The organism is uncultured Parabacteroides sp. (assembly GCF_905196875.1).
Taxonomy (GTDB): domain Bacteria; phylum Bacteroidota; class Bacteroidia; order Bacteroidales; family Tannerellaceae; genus Parabacteroides.
In genome coordinates this window covers 41,106-58,995 of the sequence record NZ_CAJJWO010000031.1, presented here as the reverse complement: position 1 = coordinate 58,995, position 17,890 = coordinate 41,106, and the positions used below count along the sequence as shown (strand labels likewise).

Annotated in this window: 15 protein-coding genes; 12 read left to right on the top strand and 3 right to left on the bottom strand. The window is 42.4% G+C overall.

Translation table 11 applies throughout. The features are described 5' to 3' along the window. The 5 genes from QZ076_RS12045 to QZ076_RS12025 all read left to right on the top strand — a co-directional run. A partial coding sequence (locus tag QZ076_RS12045) for a glycosyltransferase family 2 protein (RefSeq protein ID WP_293713554.1) occupies positions 1–793 on the top strand: 793 nt, incomplete at its 5' end. 29 nt (positions 794–822) lie between these two features. Further along, on the top strand, positions 823–1,791 hold the full coding sequence (locus QZ076_RS12040) for a glycosyltransferase family 2 protein (RefSeq protein ID WP_293713553.1): 969 nt from the start codon (positions 823–825) through the stop codon (positions 1,789–1,791). Positions 1,792–1,904: 113 nt separating this feature from the next. Further along, positions 1,905–3,509, top strand: a complete 1,605-nt coding sequence (locus QZ076_RS12035; RefSeq protein ID WP_293713552.1) for a CTP synthase — start codon at positions 1,905–1,907, stop codon at positions 3,507–3,509. Between the two features lie 11 nt (positions 3,510–3,520). Further along, positions 3,521–5,416: a membrane protein insertase YidC gene (gene yidC / locus QZ076_RS12030; protein ID WP_293713551.1), complete on the top strand. Its 1,896-nt coding sequence runs from the start codon at positions 3,521–3,523 to the stop codon at positions 5,414–5,416. 273 nt (positions 5,417–5,689) lie between these two features. Beyond that, on the top strand, positions 5,690–6,523 hold the full coding sequence (locus tag QZ076_RS12025; RefSeq protein ID WP_293713550.1) for a DUF6057 family protein: 834 nt from the start codon (positions 5,690–5,692) through the stop codon (positions 6,521–6,523). Here the strand turns inward: QZ076_RS12025 and kdsB are convergent. Next, entirely contained in the window at positions 6,504–7,262 is a 759-nt protein-coding gene (kdsB, locus tag QZ076_RS12020; protein ID WP_293713549.1) for a 3-deoxy-manno-octulosonate cytidylyltransferase, read from the bottom strand. The genes QZ076_RS12025 and kdsB overlap by 20 nt on opposite strands. A 30-nt stretch (positions 7,263–7,292) precedes the next feature. Then, the gene (locus QZ076_RS12015; RefSeq protein ID WP_293713548.1) at positions 7,293–9,554 is read right to left on the bottom strand and encodes a cation:proton antiporter; all 2,262 of its coding nucleotides are present in this window, start codon (positions 9,552–9,554) and stop codon (positions 7,293–7,295) included. Positions 9,555–9,624: 70 nt separating this feature from the next. Between QZ076_RS12015 and QZ076_RS12010 the strand changes: the two genes are divergently transcribed. Further along, the gene (locus tag QZ076_RS12010; RefSeq protein ID WP_293713547.1) at positions 9,625–10,278 is read left to right on the top strand and encodes an ATP-binding protein; all 654 of its coding nucleotides are present in this window, start codon (positions 9,625–9,627) and stop codon (positions 10,276–10,278) included. On the opposite strand, the gene QZ076_RS12005 is transcribed toward QZ076_RS12010, so the two are convergent. Further along, positions 10,273–11,658, bottom strand: a complete 1,386-nt coding sequence (locus QZ076_RS12005) for an NfeD family protein (RefSeq protein ID WP_293713546.1) — start codon at positions 11,656–11,658, stop codon at positions 10,273–10,275. The genes QZ076_RS12010 and QZ076_RS12005 overlap by 6 nt on opposite strands. Positions 11,659–11,920: 262 nt before the next feature. On the opposite strand from QZ076_RS12005, the gene QZ076_RS12000 reads away from it, so the two are divergent. From QZ076_RS12000 to QZ076_RS11975, 6 genes are all read left to right on the top strand, one after another. Continuing rightward, the gene (locus QZ076_RS12000; protein ID WP_028728578.1) at positions 11,921–12,430 is read left to right on the top strand and encodes an RNA polymerase sigma factor; all 510 of its coding nucleotides are present in this window, start codon (positions 11,921–11,923) and stop codon (positions 12,428–12,430) included. 138 nt (positions 12,431–12,568) lie between these two features. Beyond that, complete coding sequence (locus QZ076_RS11995) at positions 12,569–13,591, top strand: low specificity L-threonine aldolase (RefSeq protein WP_293713545.1); 1,023 nt, start codon at positions 12,569–12,571, stop codon at positions 13,589–13,591. A 58-nt stretch (positions 13,592–13,649) separates the two neighbouring features. Continuing rightward, positions 13,650–15,479 carry an endonuclease/exonuclease/phosphatase family protein gene (locus QZ076_RS11990; RefSeq protein WP_293713555.1) on the top strand — a complete coding sequence of 610 codons (1,830 nt, stop codon included), beginning with the start codon at positions 13,650–13,652 and terminating at the stop codon, positions 15,477–15,479. A 16-nt stretch (positions 15,480–15,495) separates the two neighbouring features. Further along, entirely contained in the window at positions 15,496–16,875 is a 1,380-nt protein-coding gene (locus tag QZ076_RS11985) for a nucleobase:cation symporter-2 family protein (protein WP_293713544.1), read from the top strand. Between the two features lie 6 nt (positions 16,876–16,881). Further along, positions 16,882–17,448: a xanthine phosphoribosyltransferase gene (xpt, locus tag QZ076_RS11980; RefSeq protein WP_028728582.1), complete on the top strand. Its 567-nt coding sequence runs from the start codon at positions 16,882–16,884 to the stop codon at positions 17,446–17,448. Between the two features lie 28 nt (positions 17,449–17,476). Beyond that, positions 17,477–17,890, top strand: a complete 414-nt coding sequence (locus QZ076_RS11975; RefSeq protein ID WP_028728583.1) for a PaaI family thioesterase — start codon at positions 17,477–17,479, stop codon at positions 17,888–17,890.

Below are 17,890 nucleotides of genomic sequence, written 5' to 3'. Positions count from 1 at the left end.
ATCGGTAGTTATTCCGGTCAAAAATGAAGAAAAGAACTTGCCTCGATGTTTGTCTTTATTAAAAGATTTCTCGGAAGTTATAGTTGTCGATTCGCATAGTACGGATAGAACTCCGCAGATTGTAGAGGAATATGGTTACCGTTTAATTGACTTTTCATGGAACGGGCAATTCCCGAAGAAGCGGAATTGGGTATTGAGGAATATACCGCTGAAGAACTTGTGGGTGTTGTTTCTGGATGCGGATGAATCGGTCACAGCTGATTTTAGGGCTTGTGTCAGAGAGAAAATCGCACAGACGGATTACAGTGGTTTTTGGATCTATTACAATGATCATTTTATGGGTAGACAGTTGAAGTATGGAGTGAAGATGCGTAAACTGTCTTTATTCAGGAGAGATAAGGGAGAGTATGAGTATATAGACGAACATACCTGGTCGTATCTGGATATGGAAATTCATGAACATCCTATTATAGAGGGTAAAGTAGGTGTCTTACCTGTTCCTTTGATACATAATGACTATAAGGGACTGGAACACTATATAGCTAAACATAATGCCTATTCTACCTGGGAGGTGCATCGTTTTTATCAATTGGTAAAGTCGGAGATTCGTTTGACATTCCGACAGCAAGTAAAATATTTTCTGCTGGATAGCTGGTTCTTGGCTCCTTTGTATTTTTTCTATGCCTATTTTCTGAGATTAGGAATATTGGATGGAAAAGCCGGTTTATTGTTCGGTCTTTATAAAATGCAATATTTCTTTCAGATAAAGAGTAAAATCATTGAATATAAATAAATAGGATTAACAAATAAAAAATAAATCGAATGGATATAAAAGTTTCGGTTATTATACCGGTATATAATGTAGCTCCCTACCTTGATGCTTGTTTATCGTCCTGTGTTAATCAGACATTTCGTGATATGGAGATCATCGTGGTTAATGATGGATCGACTGACGAGTCTTCTCGTATTATTCAAAGATATGCAGAAAAGGATGATCGTGTGGTAGTAATTACAAAAGAAAACCAGGGATTGATTTATGCCCGTAAATCTGGGCTGGATATTGCAAAAGGTGAATATATTTTTCATTTGGATGGGGATGATTATGTAGAAGCGGATGCGATAGAAATGTTATATGATGAAGTCATAAAGCAAGAGGCGGATTATGTTGTTGCTAATTACTATGAAGTAGTCGGAAATGAGCGATATGAAGTTCGGCGTAATAATCGGTTTAAAGGATTATCAGGACAGGATTTGTTTCTTTGTATGCTTCGTGGAGGATTTGAATTGTGTATGCGATTGATACGACGTTCATTATTTGATGGAATCGCTTATAAACCTCTTGTTATAGGAGAAGATCTATTTACAACTATGCAGATTTTGCCGAAAGTAAAGAAACCGGTAGTGGTTGATGCTTGTCTGTATAATTATGTTAGGCATACAGGTTCTATAACCAAACGGAATGATGAAATTAGTTGGAAACATAAGTTTTATATGATCAGGTCAGTCTTTTCTCTTTTGGACATGTATCCTTATAGTCAAGCCGTTAAAGATAGAGTGTATTTGATGTTCTTCTCTTTTTTTCTGGAGTGTATGAGTCAAAAGAAAATGGAGGTTAAAGCTATTTTCTATGATTATTATTGGAGCAAAAAGGAAATAAAGACCTTTTTGTGGAAAAAGAGAAAAGACTTTTATTTGATTATGAAACTATTCTTTCTCTATCCATCTATGGCTGGTTGGATAGCAAAGTTGTACTTGTGGATGATTGTTTTATGGCGTAGGTATAATAGATGATTACTGTCATATTTGAAAAAATATCCGAGACCCTTGCCGTCTGAACGAAAATGACTAACTTTGCAGTTTGGAAATGCGAGTGAGCAAATAAAGACAATTAAAATATTACTATCGTGGCAGATACAAAGTACATCTTCGTTACGGGCGGCGTAGTCTCTTCATTAGGTAAGGGAATTATTGCTGCATCATTGGGTAAACTCCTTCAGGCAAGAGGCTATAAGGTTACTATCCAAAAGTTTGACCCCTACATTAATATCGACCCGGGAACATTGAATCCCTATGAGCACGGTGAATGTTATGTAACCGTAGACGGACATGAGGCGGACCTGGATTTGGGACACTACGAACGTTTCTTGAATGTGCCGACCACGCGGTCGAACAACATTACTACCGGACGTATTTATCAAAGTGTAATAAATAAAGAACGTAAAGGAGATTACCTGGGTAAAACAGTACAGGTGGTTCCCCATATTACCGATGAGATCAAGCGTAATGTAAAACTGTTGGGCTCGAAATATAAATTTGACTTTGTTATCACTGAAATCGGAGGTACGGTAGGTGATATCGAATCACTGCCTTTCATCGAAAGTGTACGCCAGTTGAAATGGGAACTGGGTAAGAACTGTATGTGTGTACATCTTACTTATGTACCTTACATCGCGGCTGCAAAAGAGTTTAAGACAAAACCGACACAGCATTCCGTGAAACAATTGCAGGAACTGGGTATCCAACCGGATGTCCTGGTATTGAGAACCGAACATTTATTGAGCAATGACATCACACGTAAGGTTGCTTTGTTCTGTAATGTGGATGCAGATGCAGTCGTTCAGTCTGTCGACGTACCGACAATCTATGAAGTTCCTCTGGTTCTCCAGCGTCAGAATATGGATGTAACTATCCTGAAAAAAATGGGCTTGGAAGTAGGTCCGACTCCTGAAATGAAGCCTTGGAAGGAGTTTTTACAGAAGAAGACCAATGCTACCGAAACGGTTAAGATCGGTTTGGTGGGTAAATATGTAGAATTGCAAGATGCTTATAAGTCGATCGATGAATCGTTGTTGCAAGCTGCAATTTACAACGACCGTAAACTGGATCTACATTTGTTCCATTCTGAAAAACTGAACGAAGCGAATGCAGCCGAACAATTGAAGGATATGGACGGTATCCTGATCGCTCCGGGATTCGGACAACGAGGTATTGAAGGTAAGTTTGCTGCATTGAAATATGCACGCGAACACGATGTGCCTTGCCTGGGGATCTGTTTGGGTATGCAATGTATGGTTATTGAATTTGCACGCGATGTATTAGGTTTGGCAGATGCCAACTCTACCGAGATGGAGCCGAATACGGAATATAAAGTGATCGACCTGATGGAAGAGCAGAAGAACGTAACCAATATGGGTGGTTCTATGCGTCTGGGGGCATACGATTGTATTTTGAAAAAAGATTCCAAAGCTTATAAAGCATACGGTAAAGAACATATCCAGGAACGTCATCGTCATCGTTTCGAGTTCAACGGCCAGTATCGTGAACAGTTTGAAGCTGCCGGTATGATGTGTACAGGTGAAAATCCCGAAACAGGATTGGTTGAAGTGGTTGAGATACCTGCACTTAAATGGTTCGTAGGTGTTCAGTTCCACCCGGAATATAACAGTACGGTTGTTAATCCGAACCCACTCTTTGTCAGCTTTGTAAAAGCCGCTATTGATAATAAATAAGAACGTTATAGATGGATAAAAACACATTATTAGGTTTTCTGCTTATTGGTATTGTTTTATTTGCATTCAGCTGGTTAAACAAACCGACGCCTGAGCAGTTGGAAGCGCAGCGCCGTTATCAGGACTCAATCGCCCAGATTGAACTGAGCAAACAGCTTGATATGCAAAAAGAGGATAGCAAAAGCATAGCTGATAACTCTTTTGATAATTTGCCGGATTCTGTGAGAGAGGCCCGGCTGAAAAGTAATTTCGGAGTATTTGCCGACGCAATGACAGGTACCGACGATGTTACTGTTTTGGAAAATAATCTCATTGAACTTCATGTCAGCAATAAAGGGGGACGTATCTCTTACGCTCGCCTGAAAGATTATACAACGTACGATGATAAGCCGCTGGTTCTTTTCGAAGGAAAAGATGCATCGCTTGATTTTACGTTGGTGACGGCTACTAACCGTGTATTGAATACCGGTGAAATGTATTTTACTCCGGTAAAGACACAAGATCCGAATCAGTTGATCATGCGTCTGAATACTGGTGAGGGTAGTTCGCTGGACTTTATCTATACGATCAAGCCGGATGATTATATGGTTCAGTTCGACATTAAAGGTTCAGGTCTGAACGGTGTACTGGCTCCAAGCACAACTGCTTTGGATATGGTCTGGAAACAGAAGATTCGCCAACAGGAACAGGGTATCAAATACGAAAACAGATATACTGCTTTGTATTATAAATTCCTGGCCGATGGCGTAGAGCAGTTGAGCGAAAGCAAAAGTGAGGATAAGAAGGTATCGGGCCGTCTGAAATGGATCGGTTATAAGGATAAGTTCTTCTCGTCTGTAATGATTTCCGGAGAAGGTTTCGAAAGTGCGACTTTCGATTCAAAGATGGTCGAGGCAGACGGTATTGTAAAAGAATTTAAGACTGCGACTGCTGTCCCTTTCGACTTGAGGGGAAATGAAGCAACGACATTCCGTTATTTCTTCGGACCGAATAGCTATACCTTGTTGAAATCATTTGATAAAGGTGTTCCTACGGACGATCAGTTGGATCTGGAACGTTTGGTTCCGCTGGGTGCAAGCGTATTCCGTTGGGTGAACCAGTATTTCGTTATTCCGATGTTCGATTTCCTGGGTAAATATATCAGTAGCTATGGCTTGATCATCTTCCTGATGACGGTAATCGTGAAATTGATCTTATTCCCATTGACCTATAAGTCTTATATGTCATCTGCAAAGATGCGTGTATTGCGTCCTCAGGTGGAAGAGTTGAATGCTAAATATCCGGGACAGGATAAAGCGGTTGAACGCCAGCGTGCGACAATGGAATTATATAGTCGTGCCGGGGCAAGTCCGATGGCTGGCTGTATCCCGATGTTATTGCAGATGCCGGTGTTGATCGCACTGTTCATGTTCTTCCCGTCTGCTATCGAGTTGCGTCATCAGAGTTTCCTTTGGGCGCATGACCTGTCGACTTATGATGCAATCTTCAGTTGGAACAAATACATACCTATTATTACTCCGTATTTCGGTAACCATATCAGTTTATTCTGTTTACTGATGACGATTACCAATGTTATCTATACCAAGTATAATATGGAAATGACTAATACCGGGCAGCAACAAATGCCGGGTATGAAGGCTATGATGTATATGATGCCACTGATGTTCCTGGTATTCTTTAACCAGTATGCGTCAGGTTTGACTTATTATTACTTCATCTCTACATTGATCACGATCGTTCAGACATTAGTGTTCCGTTATACGATCAATGAAGATAAGTTGCTGGCTAAACTGGAAGCAAACAAGAAGAAACCGCAGAAAAAATCAGGTTTCATGAAACGTTTGGAAGAAGCTCAACGTGCTCAGCAGGAGCAGTTAAAGAAACAACAACAGCAGAAAAAGAGATAAAACCCTTTTTGGGTTAGTATAAAAGAAAAGGTGTGTCGACCCAAGAGGTCAGGCACACCTTTTCTTTTTCTTAAAGTTGAAGATGTTAATAAAAAGATTGCATATTTTGATCAGATTGTTGAATTTGAATGCTTGGACGTGAGATTTGTTGTTTTATATTCATATATTTGCAATATTAGGTTATTGGTCAACGTGTGGTTGTTAGGTTATTGTTGACGACTTTTGCAGATCGACGGCAGAATCTTGTTTTGTCGTTTCTAAAAAACATATAAGATGAGTAAGAAAGAAATGCTTTTACAAGGAGTTGTAACTGGGGTCTTTGTATTATCATGTATCATTTTTTTCCAGTTTTTCGGTTCAGATCATTTGTTTGAAAAGGAGCAGGTCGTTGACTTATCGTCGCTATCCGATGCTGTGTCCGAATGTCAGGGTAAACCGGCATTGCTGGCTTGTTCTTTGGCTAAAATACTCTCATCTTTAATGGTTCCTATCGGTGGAGGCGCCTTGTTGATTACTCTTGTCCTGTTATTAGAGTGGTGGGCTTTTACTTATATATTGAAACGTTTTCATGTAGGAGAGATGGCTTTTTTATATGCCTTGCTACCTGTCGTGCTGGAGTGGGGTAGTTATTGCAGCCAGAGGTATCATTTGGCTTCTATCTTATCGCTGGTGATTGTTTTATTATTGTTTTGTGGCTATATGGCTATAAAGAAAAAACGGTTGTCGATGCTGGTTGGGTTTGCCTTATTGTTTATAGTGTATGCGCTGGTTGGCAGCAGGCTGTTTGTTTATGTCATCCTGGTCTTGCTGTATGAAGCGGAGATAGGAGAAAAAAGATGGGTGTACTGGGCTTTACTACTGATAACAGGGATTGTTTTACCTGAATTTCTTAAAAGTGTATATGCTCTTTCGGAAGCAGAGGCATATCAATATCCAAGTCCGTGGCTTCCGGCCTTCTTTCCGGCTATAACAATTGCTTCTGTATTGGTTATTACACAGTTCAAGGCAATCCGGCATTTGCCTGCCAACGTATGGTCAGTGTCTATCATGTCCGGATTGCTGGTGTTATTTGTAATAGCTTCTGTTTTTAGCCATGCTGTTCCCTAAGGAAAGCCAGGGCTTTTTCCATGTCTTCCGGGGTGTCGATGCCGATCGTTTCCTGTGAAGTAATGCCGACTTTTATTTTATATCCGTTTTCAAGCCACCGGAGCTGTTCCAGGCTTTCGGCTAGTTCGAGCGGTGATTGTGGCAGGCGGGTAATATCTTTTAGTGTATCGGCGCGGTAGGCGTATAATCCGATATGTTTATAATAGGTGTGATTGGGTAGCCATTCCTGGTAGTTCTTGCCTCTCATGTAGGGGATAATCGAACGGCTGAAGTACATGGCTTCACTGTTTTTATTCAGGACGACTTTCGGTGAGTTGGCATTGAATAGCATCGTTTCGAAGTCATCGTCCGGACGGAATGGTTTCACCAGGGTGGCGATTTGTGTGTCGGCATTCGAAAAACAGGCTTTCAATGTTTCTATTTGTTCCGGATGGATGAAAGGCTCGTCTCCCTGAATATTGACGATTACGTCGTAACCTTCACCTACTTTAGTATAAGCTTCGTAACAACGGTCTGTTCCGCTTCGGTGTTGATCGGAAGTCATAACAACTTCTCCGCCGAAAGATTTTACAGCTGCTTCAATGCGGTCGTCGTCAGTTGCAACACATACTGCATCCAGAACATCTTTTACTTGTTCATAAACACGTTGTATCATAGGCTTTCCGGCCATATCAGCCAAAGGCTTTCCCGGAAAGCGGGTTGAGGCATATCTTGCCGGTATTATTCCGATAAATTTCATACTCCGGTTATTTATTTGTTTATTATATCGTTATTTTACTGTTTTTCCTTCACTGAGACGTACCACTTTTTCGTGTTCACCTACAATCCATACAATATCGTTTTGTTCAAAGACAGTAGTAGGAGGAGGATTTTTGATCGAATGGGCATCCCGCTCGATACCGATGACCAGGCAGCCGGAATTGTCACGTATTCCTGATTCGAGAATGGTTCGTCCGATCAGTCCGGAACCTTCGCTGATGAAGAACTGCTCCATGTTTACCTCTTTTGTTTCCTGTCGGTTACTCAACGATTCTTTATAACGCTCTTCTATGTATTGCCGGAAGTGGTTCAGTTCGTCGTCTGCACCGACTACGATCAGTTTGTCGAAAGGGTAAAGTCGTTCGTTTCCACCCGGGATATTGATACGTCGGTCTCCCCGGATGATAGTAACGATGTTTACGTTACATTTTTGCCTGAAATTCAATTCTTTCAGTGTCTTTCCCATACTGGGTGAATTTTGTTTGACTTCGAAGTCGGCCAGATGGAGATCACGTTCCAGTAAGTGGCTTGCAAACTTTTGTTTGATGGGAGCGTTGCGTTCATTTTCCATTTCCCGTGCTGTGAGGTTAGTGAAAAAGTGACGCTCCATCAGGATCGATTGCTTTTTGAGCCATTTAGAGAGAATTACAAGGGTTATTACTGTTGCAGCGATAGCAAAAGCTATTCCGGCAGCGGCATTCAGCAGGCGCGCGACAGGAAGCATTACAAGGCCTATGCATAATATGATGCGTAATACGATCAGGGAAACCAGCGGGCCACGGTTGTATTTACTGTCGTGCCATAATTGTTCGTATTCGGCGGAGTGGTTCTTTTTCATCATGATCGCCCGTAACATCGGTGAGATCAATATGAGGATCAGGACCAGGGAGATGACTTCTCCTCGTATGCCGGGTAGCTTGCTGATAATGAATGGAGCGATGAATTGTAACCAGATAAATATCAGAACCAGTGTGACTGCTGTATAAGTTCCGACAATACGTATCAGCGCTTTCAATAGCTTGTTCCAGGCACTTTTCTGCCGGATCGTATTCGAACCGGAGGAATAACGTTCCAGAAAACTTTTCCAACTGGCAGGAATGGTACGTTCTGCTATTTTGTAAGCAGGTTCAGCCATTCGTATCATATACGGAGTGAAAAAGGTCGTTATAACAGAAACAGCAACAACGATCGGATAGAGGAAATTGTCCGTCACTCCAAGAGTCAGGCCCAGAGAGGCAATAATGAAGGCAAATTCACCTATCTGTGCCAGTGAAAAACCGGATTGGATAGCGACTTTTATTGTCTGCCCTGATAATAGGACACCGAAACTGCTGAATAATATCTGTCCAACCATTACAACGATTGTTAATATCAGAATCGGTATTTTATATTCCCATAGCAATACCGGATCTATCAGCATGCCCACCGAAACAAAGAAGATGGCTCCGAAAAGATCCTTTACCGGTTTTACTATATGTTCGATATGTTCGGCGTCGATCGTTTCAGCCAGGATCGATCCCATTACAAAGGCTCCTAATGCTGAGGAGAATCCGGCTTTAGTCGCAATCATCACCATACCGAGACAGAGGCCGAGGCTGACGATCAGTAATGTTTCGTCATTGAGAAATGTTCTGGCCCTTTTCAGGAAAGAGGGAATCAGGTAAATACCCACAACAAAACAGAAAAGCAGGAAAATGCCGAGCTTGATCACGCTGTCCAGTAGCTCCATACCTTCGACATGCTTACTGACGGCCAGAGTGGAAAGCAGTACCATCAACAGGACGGCAAATAAATCTTCTACCACCAAAATTCCGAATACAACACCTGCAAACCGCTGGTTGCGGAGTCCCATATCATCAAAGGCCTTAAATATAATTGTTGTAGACGACATGGAAAGCATCCCACCCAGAAAAAGGCTGTTCATATGCCCCCAACCCAACGAAAGGCCTGTGATATATCCGAATGTCATCATTCCGATCACGACCGTTATTGCTCCGATAACAGCAGTCCCCCCGACTTTCATCAGTTTTTTGAAACTGAAATCGAGTCCTAACGCAAAAAGCAGGAACACAACACCTATATCCGCCCAAATGCGGATACTTTCTATGTCTGTAACGGTGGGAATTTCTTTTATGGCTGGTCCGGCCAGAATTCCGGCAACAATGTAGCCAAGTACGACTGGTTGCTTCAATCTCTTGAAAAGCAAAGTGACAAGCCCCGCAGAAATCAATATTACTGCCAGGTCTGAAATTAATGAAGGAATCTGAGACATGCTTTCATTCTTTTTCCGTTGGCAAAGTTAGACATTTATTTTAATTTTGCCGGTCAAATAATATGCCAAAATGAAGAAGAAACATCCGATAGAAGCATTGATTGAACAGGGCGAGCATCAACAACTCGATTTTAAGTTCGAGGTGAGCGACAGTAAAAAGATAGCCCGCACCTTGTCTGCTTTTGCCAATACCGATGGCGGTCGGTTGCTGATAGGAGTGAAAGACAACGGCAATATATCCGGCGTCCGAAGTGAAGAAGAATATTATATGATAGAGGCTGCTTCGAAAATGTACACCCGTCCGGAGGTCCCTTTTGAAGCTATCCGTTGGGAGATAAACGGAAAAACAGTGCTGGAGGTTTATATAGCACCCAGTGAAGAGAAACCTCATCTGGCACCAGATAAAGAAGATAAATATAAAGCCTATATCCGTGTAGCAGATGAAAACATCCTGGCGAATGAAGTACTTATGTTGTCCTGGGAAAAGAAGCATAAGCCGGATGGAACTTTACTGAAGATAAGTAAGCCTGTGGAACGTTTGTTTGTCTATCTCGACGAGCACCCATATATTAATGTTAGCCAGCTTTGCCGGGTAGGCCGCGTAAATTATTACACGGCCAAGAATATCCTGAGTGATCTGCTGGCAATCGATGCCCTCCAGTATGTGGTTATAGACAAGCGTATCCTGTATCAGCGTATACCGGGGGCAGATCTACCTTTATAAATGTAATGTTTCTACGTATATCTGGGCATTCTCGAAACGAACGACTTTGACCTTTGTTCCCTTTTCTATGAAGCCGGAATCGGATACACCATCGTATAATTCGTCGTCAATGATTACTTTGCCGGAAGGACGGAGCACTGTAAAGGCTGTTCCCTCTTTTCCGATAAGAGGTGTGAGGGAAGGAGAGGAGTGGGCTTCTTCCAGATCTTTGTGGAGTGCCACTTTCCGCATCAGACCTTTTGCTCCGATTTTATTGGATAACCAGATCATTAAAACGAATCCGAGACCGAGTCCGACCAATACTGTCAGGCAGGCTTCTCCGATTTCTTTGGTAGAAACGCCTTCAAAGTTGAAATCCGTATTATTGAGTAGGCTGAGGGTCAGGCCTGCAACCAGGAAAATTATACCACTGATCCCGGCTATCCCAAAGCCGGGAATAACAAATATTTCTGCAGCAATGAGTAACAATCCGATGATAAATACCAATATTTCCCAGTTTTGAGCCAATCCGTCCAGATACAAAGGTGCAAAATATAAGATAGCGGCAATAATTGCTGCCGCCGACGGAAACCCTAATCCCGGTGTTTGCATTTCAAAATAAATCCCACCTATAATAATAATGATAAGCAGTGATTGTAACATCGGATTCATGAGGAAACCTTTCAGATCGTCGAACCAGGAAGGTTTATATGTTTTCAATTCATAGGTGTTATATCCCAGATATTTGGTGATTACTTCGTCGGGAGTTTCTGCTATCCCGTCACAATAACCCCACTGTTGCGCTTCGTCAGCGGTGAAGGTGAGTACTTTTCCTGTATCGATCAGGTTAGGGATGACTACCCGTTCGTCTACCATTGCTTCTGCAATCAGAGGGTCTCTTTTCCATCTAAAAGTGGTGTCTTTTCCCTGGATGATCGTGTCTTTTCCATGAGCCTCCGCTGTGGAACGTATCATGGAACGCATATACGACTGATATTTGTCGGGCATGGCGGCTCCGGTCTGATTGACTACCGTAGCTGCACCGATATTGGCTCCTTTCCTCATAAAGATTTTTTCACAGGCAATCGAAATGAGTGCTCCGGCTGAGGCTGCGTTGTTATCGATAAAAACATAAACGGGAACCGGATTGTACAGGATTGCCGTACGCATTGAATCTGCTGCTTCGAGCAATCCTCCATATGTGTTCATGTGGATCAGGACAGCGTCGGCACCCAGCGAGTTAGCCTCTGTCAATCCGTTACTAAGATAAATACGAGTCGTATTATCTATCTCTTTTTTTATATCAATCTGGTAAATGAGTGGCGTGTCTTTAGCTGCTGAAACAGAGGTTGTTACCAGTAGTATTAATAACACGCACAAGATTCCTGAATTTTTCATCATTTTGTCTAATTATCTATATTTTTTATACATTGTTGAAAATTGTAACCTGAAACTTGTAAATTTTATAATATCACAAGTCTTTAACTTGCAAATACTGTTCATTCTCAGTGATATTTACTATAAATATATTAAGTTACGGTTTTTAATATTAATATTCCTCAATGCCTTATTTATTTCAGAATAAATTCCTATATTTGTATTGTCTCTCGATAGTGGGAGGCAATACTTAACCGGTATTAACCTTTTATAAATAAGTAATAGTATGAATGCGTTGCAATTTCAGAAAAAATTACTGAGCATGCAAGAAAACATGATGAATTTTGCACTAATGCTCACTGCAAATCGGGATGACGCCCAAGATTTGATGCAAGACACAACGCTGAAGGTTTTAGACAATCAGGAAAAGTTCGTTGACAATATTAATTTCAAAGGATGGGTCTTGACCGTCATGCGTAACATTTTCATTAATAATTATCATAAGATAGTTCGTACGCAAACAGTAGTAGACCAAGGTGTCGATTTGTATAATTTGGACGTCGTAAATGATTCAGGATTTGACTCTCCGGACGGAGCCTATCAGATTCAAGAGATCACCAAGGCCATCAATGGATTGAACGATGAACTGAAAGTTCCTTTCTCAATGTTTTTGAGTGGTTATAAATATAATGAGATCGCAGATAAATTGAATGTACCGCTGGGAACAGTAAAGAGTCGTATATTCTTTGCCCGCCAGGAATTGCAGAAAGTTTTGAAGGATTTTCGCCTTGGATAATGGTTAATATTCTAACAAACAAGTTAATAAAAAGAAGGAGTGTTCGAAAGAGTGCTCCTTCTTTTTTTAATATATGGATTATAAAAATGACATATTAATGAATAAATCCGTACTTTTGCCGCAAAAATCAAGAATATAATGAGAAGTTTTGCAAGTGATAACAACTCCGGCGTTCATCCGTTGATTATGGAAGCCGTGATTAAGGCAAATGAGGATCACGCAATAGGTTATGGTGATGACCCCTGGACAACAGCCGCAGTAGCGAAGATTAAAAGTATATTTGGCGAAGAGGCGTCCCCTTTCTTTGTTTTTAACGGGACCGGAGCCAATTCGGTAGCTCTGCAGGCCGTTACACATTCTTTCAATAGTATACTCTGTGCTGAAACGGCACATATTAATGTCGACGAGTGCGGTGCTCCGGCAAGGATGACCGGATGTGCTGTCGTTACTATTCCGACAACAGACGGGAAGCTGACCCCTGAACTGATCAAACCCCGTTTACACAATTTTGGCGTATGCCATCATTCGCAACCTAAAGCTGTCTATATTTCGCAGGTCTCTGAACTGGGAACCGTTTACACGATAGAAGAGGTGAAGGCTATAGCCGATCTGTTGCATGCCCACAATATGTATCTTCACATGGATGGTGCCCGTCTGGCAAATGCCTGTGCTTATCTGAAATGTTCGATGAAACAGGTTACGGTAGATGCAGGTGTGGATATCCTTAGCTTTGGTGGAACAAAGAACGGTATGATGATGGGTGAAGCTGTTATTTCATTTCGCCCTGAGATCACGGAAAATTTGCAGTATTACAGAAAGCAATCAGCTCAACTGGCTTCCAAGCTCCGTTATTTATCAGCTCAGTTCATTCCCTATCTGGAGAATAACCTGTGGCTTGAAAACGCTATGAAAGCCAATATCAGTGCTGCTAAACTGGCGGAAGCTCTCAAGCAATATCCTCAGATACAGTTTACTCAAAAGGTGGAAACAAACCAGATATTCTTTACAATCCCTTCCGAACCCTTAAAGAAGCTGTTGGAGCGTTATTTCTTCTATATGTGGAATGAAGAAAACAACGAGGCACGCCTGGTAACTTCCTGGGATACGACCGGAGAAGATATCGCTCGGTTTGAACAGGACTTGAAAGAGGTAATGGAATAATAAACCACTAAAATTAAATATCATGAAACACAGTAGCGGGTTAATGGCAATACTTTTTATGTTACTGCCATTATGTAGTCTTCATTCACAGGAGAATGGAGCGAGGGAGAATAATACCTTGCGTATTATGAGTTATAACATCCGCAACGGAAAGGGGATGGATGATGTTTCAAACTATCAGCGTACGGCCGATGTGATTAATAAAGTGCGTCCGAATGTCGTTGCTTTACAGGAAGTGGATAGCGTAACCGGAAGAAGCGGACAGATGGATGTGCTACGTATTCTGGGCGAAAAAACTTTGATGTATCCAACGTATGCCCCGGCTATCGATTATGATGGTGGTAAATACGGGATCGGTATGTTGAGCAAAGAAAAACCGCTTACTACCCGTTACTTGCCTCTGCCGGGAAGAGAAGAAGCGCGTGCTCTGCTGATCGTTGAATTTGAAAATTATATCTACTGTTGTACTCACCTTTCCCTGACTGGGGAAGATCGCCTTGCTTCACTGGAAATTATTCGTAAAGAAGCGGCTAAGGCAAATAAACCTTTATTTATAGCCGGCGACCTGAATGCTCATCCCGACTCGGAAGTGATAAAAGGCCTGGAAAAGGATTTTGTTATCCTTTCCAATACCAAACAGTTTACCTGGCCTGCCGATAAACCGACGGAAACAATCGATTATATTGCTGCTTATGCAAAAGATACTACCGCTTTTACCCGTCTTTCTTCCTGGGTGGTAGACGAACCGGCCGCTTCGGATCATCGTCCGATCGTTACGGATATTGTTTTTATGCAGCCTGCTGCTAAAATATTCCGTACAGAGCCTTATCTGCAGAACCCGGTAGGGAACGGTATCACTGTTATGTGGCAGACAACCGTACCTACTTACAGTTGGGTAGAATATGGCACGGACAAGAACCAATTGAAGAAAGCCCGTACGATCGTCGACGGACAGGTTATTTGTAATGACCTGCAAAATAAAATAAGACTGGATAATCTGGAACCGGGTAAAACCTATTATTACCGTATCTGTTCACAGGAGATCATGCTTTATCAGGCATATAAAAAGGTGTTCGGCGAAACAGCCGTTTCGGATTTCCATACATTCACGTTGCCAACCTCTTCGGAGACTGATTTCACTGCAATTATCTTCAATGATTTGCACAAACACTCTGAAACATTACAGGCTTTGTATAAACAGGTAAAGGATGTAGATTATGATTTCGTAATCTTCAACGGCGACTGTATCGATGACCCGGCCAATCACGATGAAGCAACTCATTTTCTTTCGGAACTGAACGAGACAGTCGGTGCTGCCGATATCCCCGTCTTCTATCTGCGTGGAAATCATGAGATCAGAAATGCTTATTCGATCGGCCTGCGTAACCTGTTTGACTATGTAGGAGATAAAACATATGGTTCCTTTAACTGGGGAGATACCCGTATCGTTATGCTCGATTGCGGTGAAGACAAGCCCGATGATTTCTGGGTCTATTACGGACTGAACGATTTTTCCGCTTTGCGTGAAGCACAGGTCGGTTTCCTGAAAGAAGAACTGGCTTCCAAACCTTTCAAACAAGCGACTAAACGCGTTTTGATCCACCATGTACCTATTTATGGAAAAGATGTAGACCGCTATAATCCTTGTCTGGAGTTATGGGGAGGTTTACTGGCTAAGGCCCCGTTCAATGTGTGTATCAATGCGCATACGCATCGCCATGCTTATTATCCGAAGGGAGAAGCCAATAATAACAACTTCCCGGTTGTTGTAGGGGGTGGTTACCGGATGGACGGAGCAACAGTCATGGTTCTTCAGAAGAAAGGAAAGGAAATGACGTTGCGGGTACTGAATGTCAAAGGTGAAACCCTCCAGGATTTAAAATTGTAATATATAAAAAGTAAATATGAAGATTAACACAGAAGAGTTAGAAGAGACTATCATTCCGGTAAAAGAAACAGATCTGATTTATGGCATAGATGACCGTCCGCCTTTGAAAGAGGCTTTGTTTGCAGCCTTGCAACATCTACTGGCTATTTTTGTCGCGATTATCACTCCGCCTCTTATTATTGCCGGAGCTTTGAAACTCGATCTCGAAACAACCGGTTTTCTGGTGTCGATGGCTCTCTTCGCTTCGGGTGTGTCAACCTTTGTACAATGTAAACGGATAGGCCCGGTAGGAGCCGGGCTACTCTGTATTCAAGGAACAAGCTTCTCTTTTATCGGCCCGATCATTTCGGCGGGACTGGCAGGCGGTTTGCCACTGATCTTTGGTGTTTGTATGGCTGCTGCCCCGGTCGAGATGGTTATCAGCCGTACATTTAAGTATATGCGTTCTATTATCACCCCGCTTGTTTCTGGTATTGTAGTATTGCTGATCGGGTTGAGTCTGATCAAAGTAGGGGTAGTATCCTGCGGAGGTGGTTTTGCCGCTATGGATAACGGTACGTTCGGAAGCCTGAAAAATATAGGTGTAGCAGCAACAGTCCTGTTAAGTGTGTTATTCTTCAATCGTTGTAAGAATAAATACCTGCGCATGAGTTCCATCGTGCTGGGCTTATGTATCGGCTACGGGCTTTCTTTTGCACTGGGAATGGTCGATATGAGTGCCGCCGCATCCCAGAATCTGGTCGGGTTCAATATCCCGATGCCTTTTAAGTATGGACTGGATTTTAATATATCTTCTTTTATTGCTATTGGCCTGGTTTACCTGATCACTGCGATTGAAGCTACCGGCGATGTTACTGCTAATTCTATGATTTCAGGTAAATCCATTGAGGGTGAGGGATATCTGAAACGAGTATCGGGCGGTGTATTGGCCGACGGCGTAAATTCTTTTGTTGCCGGTGTCTTTAATTCATTTCCAAACTCTATCTTTGCACAGAATAACGGAATTATCCAGCTTACCGGCGTTGCCAGTCGGTACGTAGGTTACTACATAGCCGGAATGCTGATCCTGTTGGGATTATTCCCGATTGTAGGTGTGGTGTTCTCATTAATGCCTGACCCTGTATTGGGAGGTGCAACCTTGTTGATGTTCGGTACTGTGGCCGCTGCGGGTATCCGTATTATTGCTTCGCAGGAGATTAACCGGAAGGCTACATTAGTTTTGGCTGTCAGCCTTTCTCTCGGATTAGGAGTGGAATTAATGCCGGATATCCTGAAAACGGCTCCGGAGGCTATAAAAGGTATTTTTGCATCCGGTATTACGACCGGCGGTCTGACTGCAATTATAGCTAATATATTCATTCGTGTAAAGGAAGATAAAGAAGATAAAACACAATAAAAACAAATGGAATTACTCAAACAGCGTATTCTGCAAGACGGCAGATGTTATCCGGGAGGTATCCTGAAAGTGGATAGTTTTATTAATCACCAGATGGACCCGATGCTTCTGTATAAGGTTGCCGAAGAATTTATCAATCGATTTAAAGGAGAGCATATCAATAAGATCGTAACGATCGAAGCAAGTGGTATCGCCCCGGCTATCATGGTCGGATATATCCTGCAACTGCCTGTGGTATTTGTAAAGAAGAAGCAACCTAAGACAATGGAGAATATGCTGAGCACGGTAGTTCACTCTTTCACCAAAGACCGTGATTATTCTGTTTGTATCAGCAATAATTTTCTGACGGCAGACGACCATATCCTGTTTATCGACGACTTCCTCGCATTCGGTAATGCCGCTATGGGAATGATCGACCTGGCCGGGCAGGCAGGCGCAACGATTGCCGGTATGGGTTTTATTATCGAAAAGGCATTTCAGGATGGAGGAAAAGCTTTGCGGGAATCAGGTATCCATGTGGAAAGCCTGGCTATTATCGACAGTTTGGACGACTGCAAGATCACCATCCGCTAGAATGAGACCAACTAATTGAGTAAAAATAATGAATACAGAAGTAAAAGAAAGATTGCTCGACAGAGTGAAGACCAATCCCTATGTAAATCATCTGGGAGTACAATTCACCACTGTCGAAGACGGGATCGTTGAGGCGCGTATGCCCCTGCATGACGAACAACGCCAATACAGCGGTGTTATCCACGGTGGTGTGTTGGCTGCTCTGGCGGATACGATCGCAGGTTTTGCCGCTTATACGATGACCCCGCTGGACAAGGATGTGCTGACAGCAGAACTGAAAGTTTCTTTCCTGCGGGCAGCCTGGGGAAAAGAACTGATTGCCAGAGGCACGGTTATCAAACCCGGACGGCATGTACATTTCAGCGAGTGCGAGATTTACTGCGACGATAAGCTCGTCAGCAAAGCATCCGGCACATTCAGTGTCGTACAACCACAGGTATAA

Coding starts and splice junctions, on each gene's coding strand:
- QZ076_RS11990 (WP_293713555.1), top strand. CDS start 13,650: ATGTTACTGCCATTATGTAGTCTTCATTCACAGGAGAATGGAGCGAGG.
- xpt (WP_028728582.1), top strand. CDS start 16,882: ATGGAATTACTCAAACAGCGTATTCTGCAAGACGGCAGATGTTATCCG.
- QZ076_RS12005 (WP_293713546.1), bottom strand. CDS start 11,658: ATGATGAAAAATTCAGGAATCTTGTGCGTGTTATTAATACTACTGGTA.
- QZ076_RS12015 (WP_293713548.1), bottom strand. CDS start 9,554: ATGTCTCAGATTCCTTCATTAATTTCAGACCTGGCAGTAATATTGATT.
- QZ076_RS12010 (WP_293713547.1), top strand. CDS start 9,625: ATGAAGAAGAAACATCCGATAGAAGCATTGATTGAACAGGGCGAGCAT.
- QZ076_RS11975 (WP_028728583.1), top strand. CDS start 17,477: ATGAATACAGAAGTAAAAGAAAGATTGCTCGACAGAGTGAAGACCAAT.
- yidC (WP_293713551.1), top strand. CDS start 3,521: ATGGATAAAAACACATTATTAGGTTTTCTGCTTATTGGTATTGTTTTA.
- QZ076_RS11985 (WP_293713544.1), top strand. CDS start 15,496: ATGAAGATTAACACAGAAGAGTTAGAAGAGACTATCATTCCGGTAAAA.
- QZ076_RS12025 (WP_293713550.1), top strand. CDS start 5,690: ATGAGTAAGAAAGAAATGCTTTTACAAGGAGTTGTAACTGGGGTCTTT.
- kdsB (WP_293713549.1), bottom strand. CDS start 7,262: ATGAAATTTATCGGAATAATACCGGCAAGATATGCCTCAACCCGCTTT.
- QZ076_RS11995 (WP_293713545.1), top strand. CDS start 12,569: ATGAGAAGTTTTGCAAGTGATAACAACTCCGGCGTTCATCCGTTGATT.
- QZ076_RS12040 (WP_293713553.1), top strand. CDS start 823: ATGGATATAAAAGTTTCGGTTATTATACCGGTATATAATGTAGCTCCC.
- QZ076_RS12000 (WP_028728578.1), top strand. CDS start 11,921: ATGAATGCGTTGCAATTTCAGAAAAAATTACTGAGCATGCAAGAAAAC.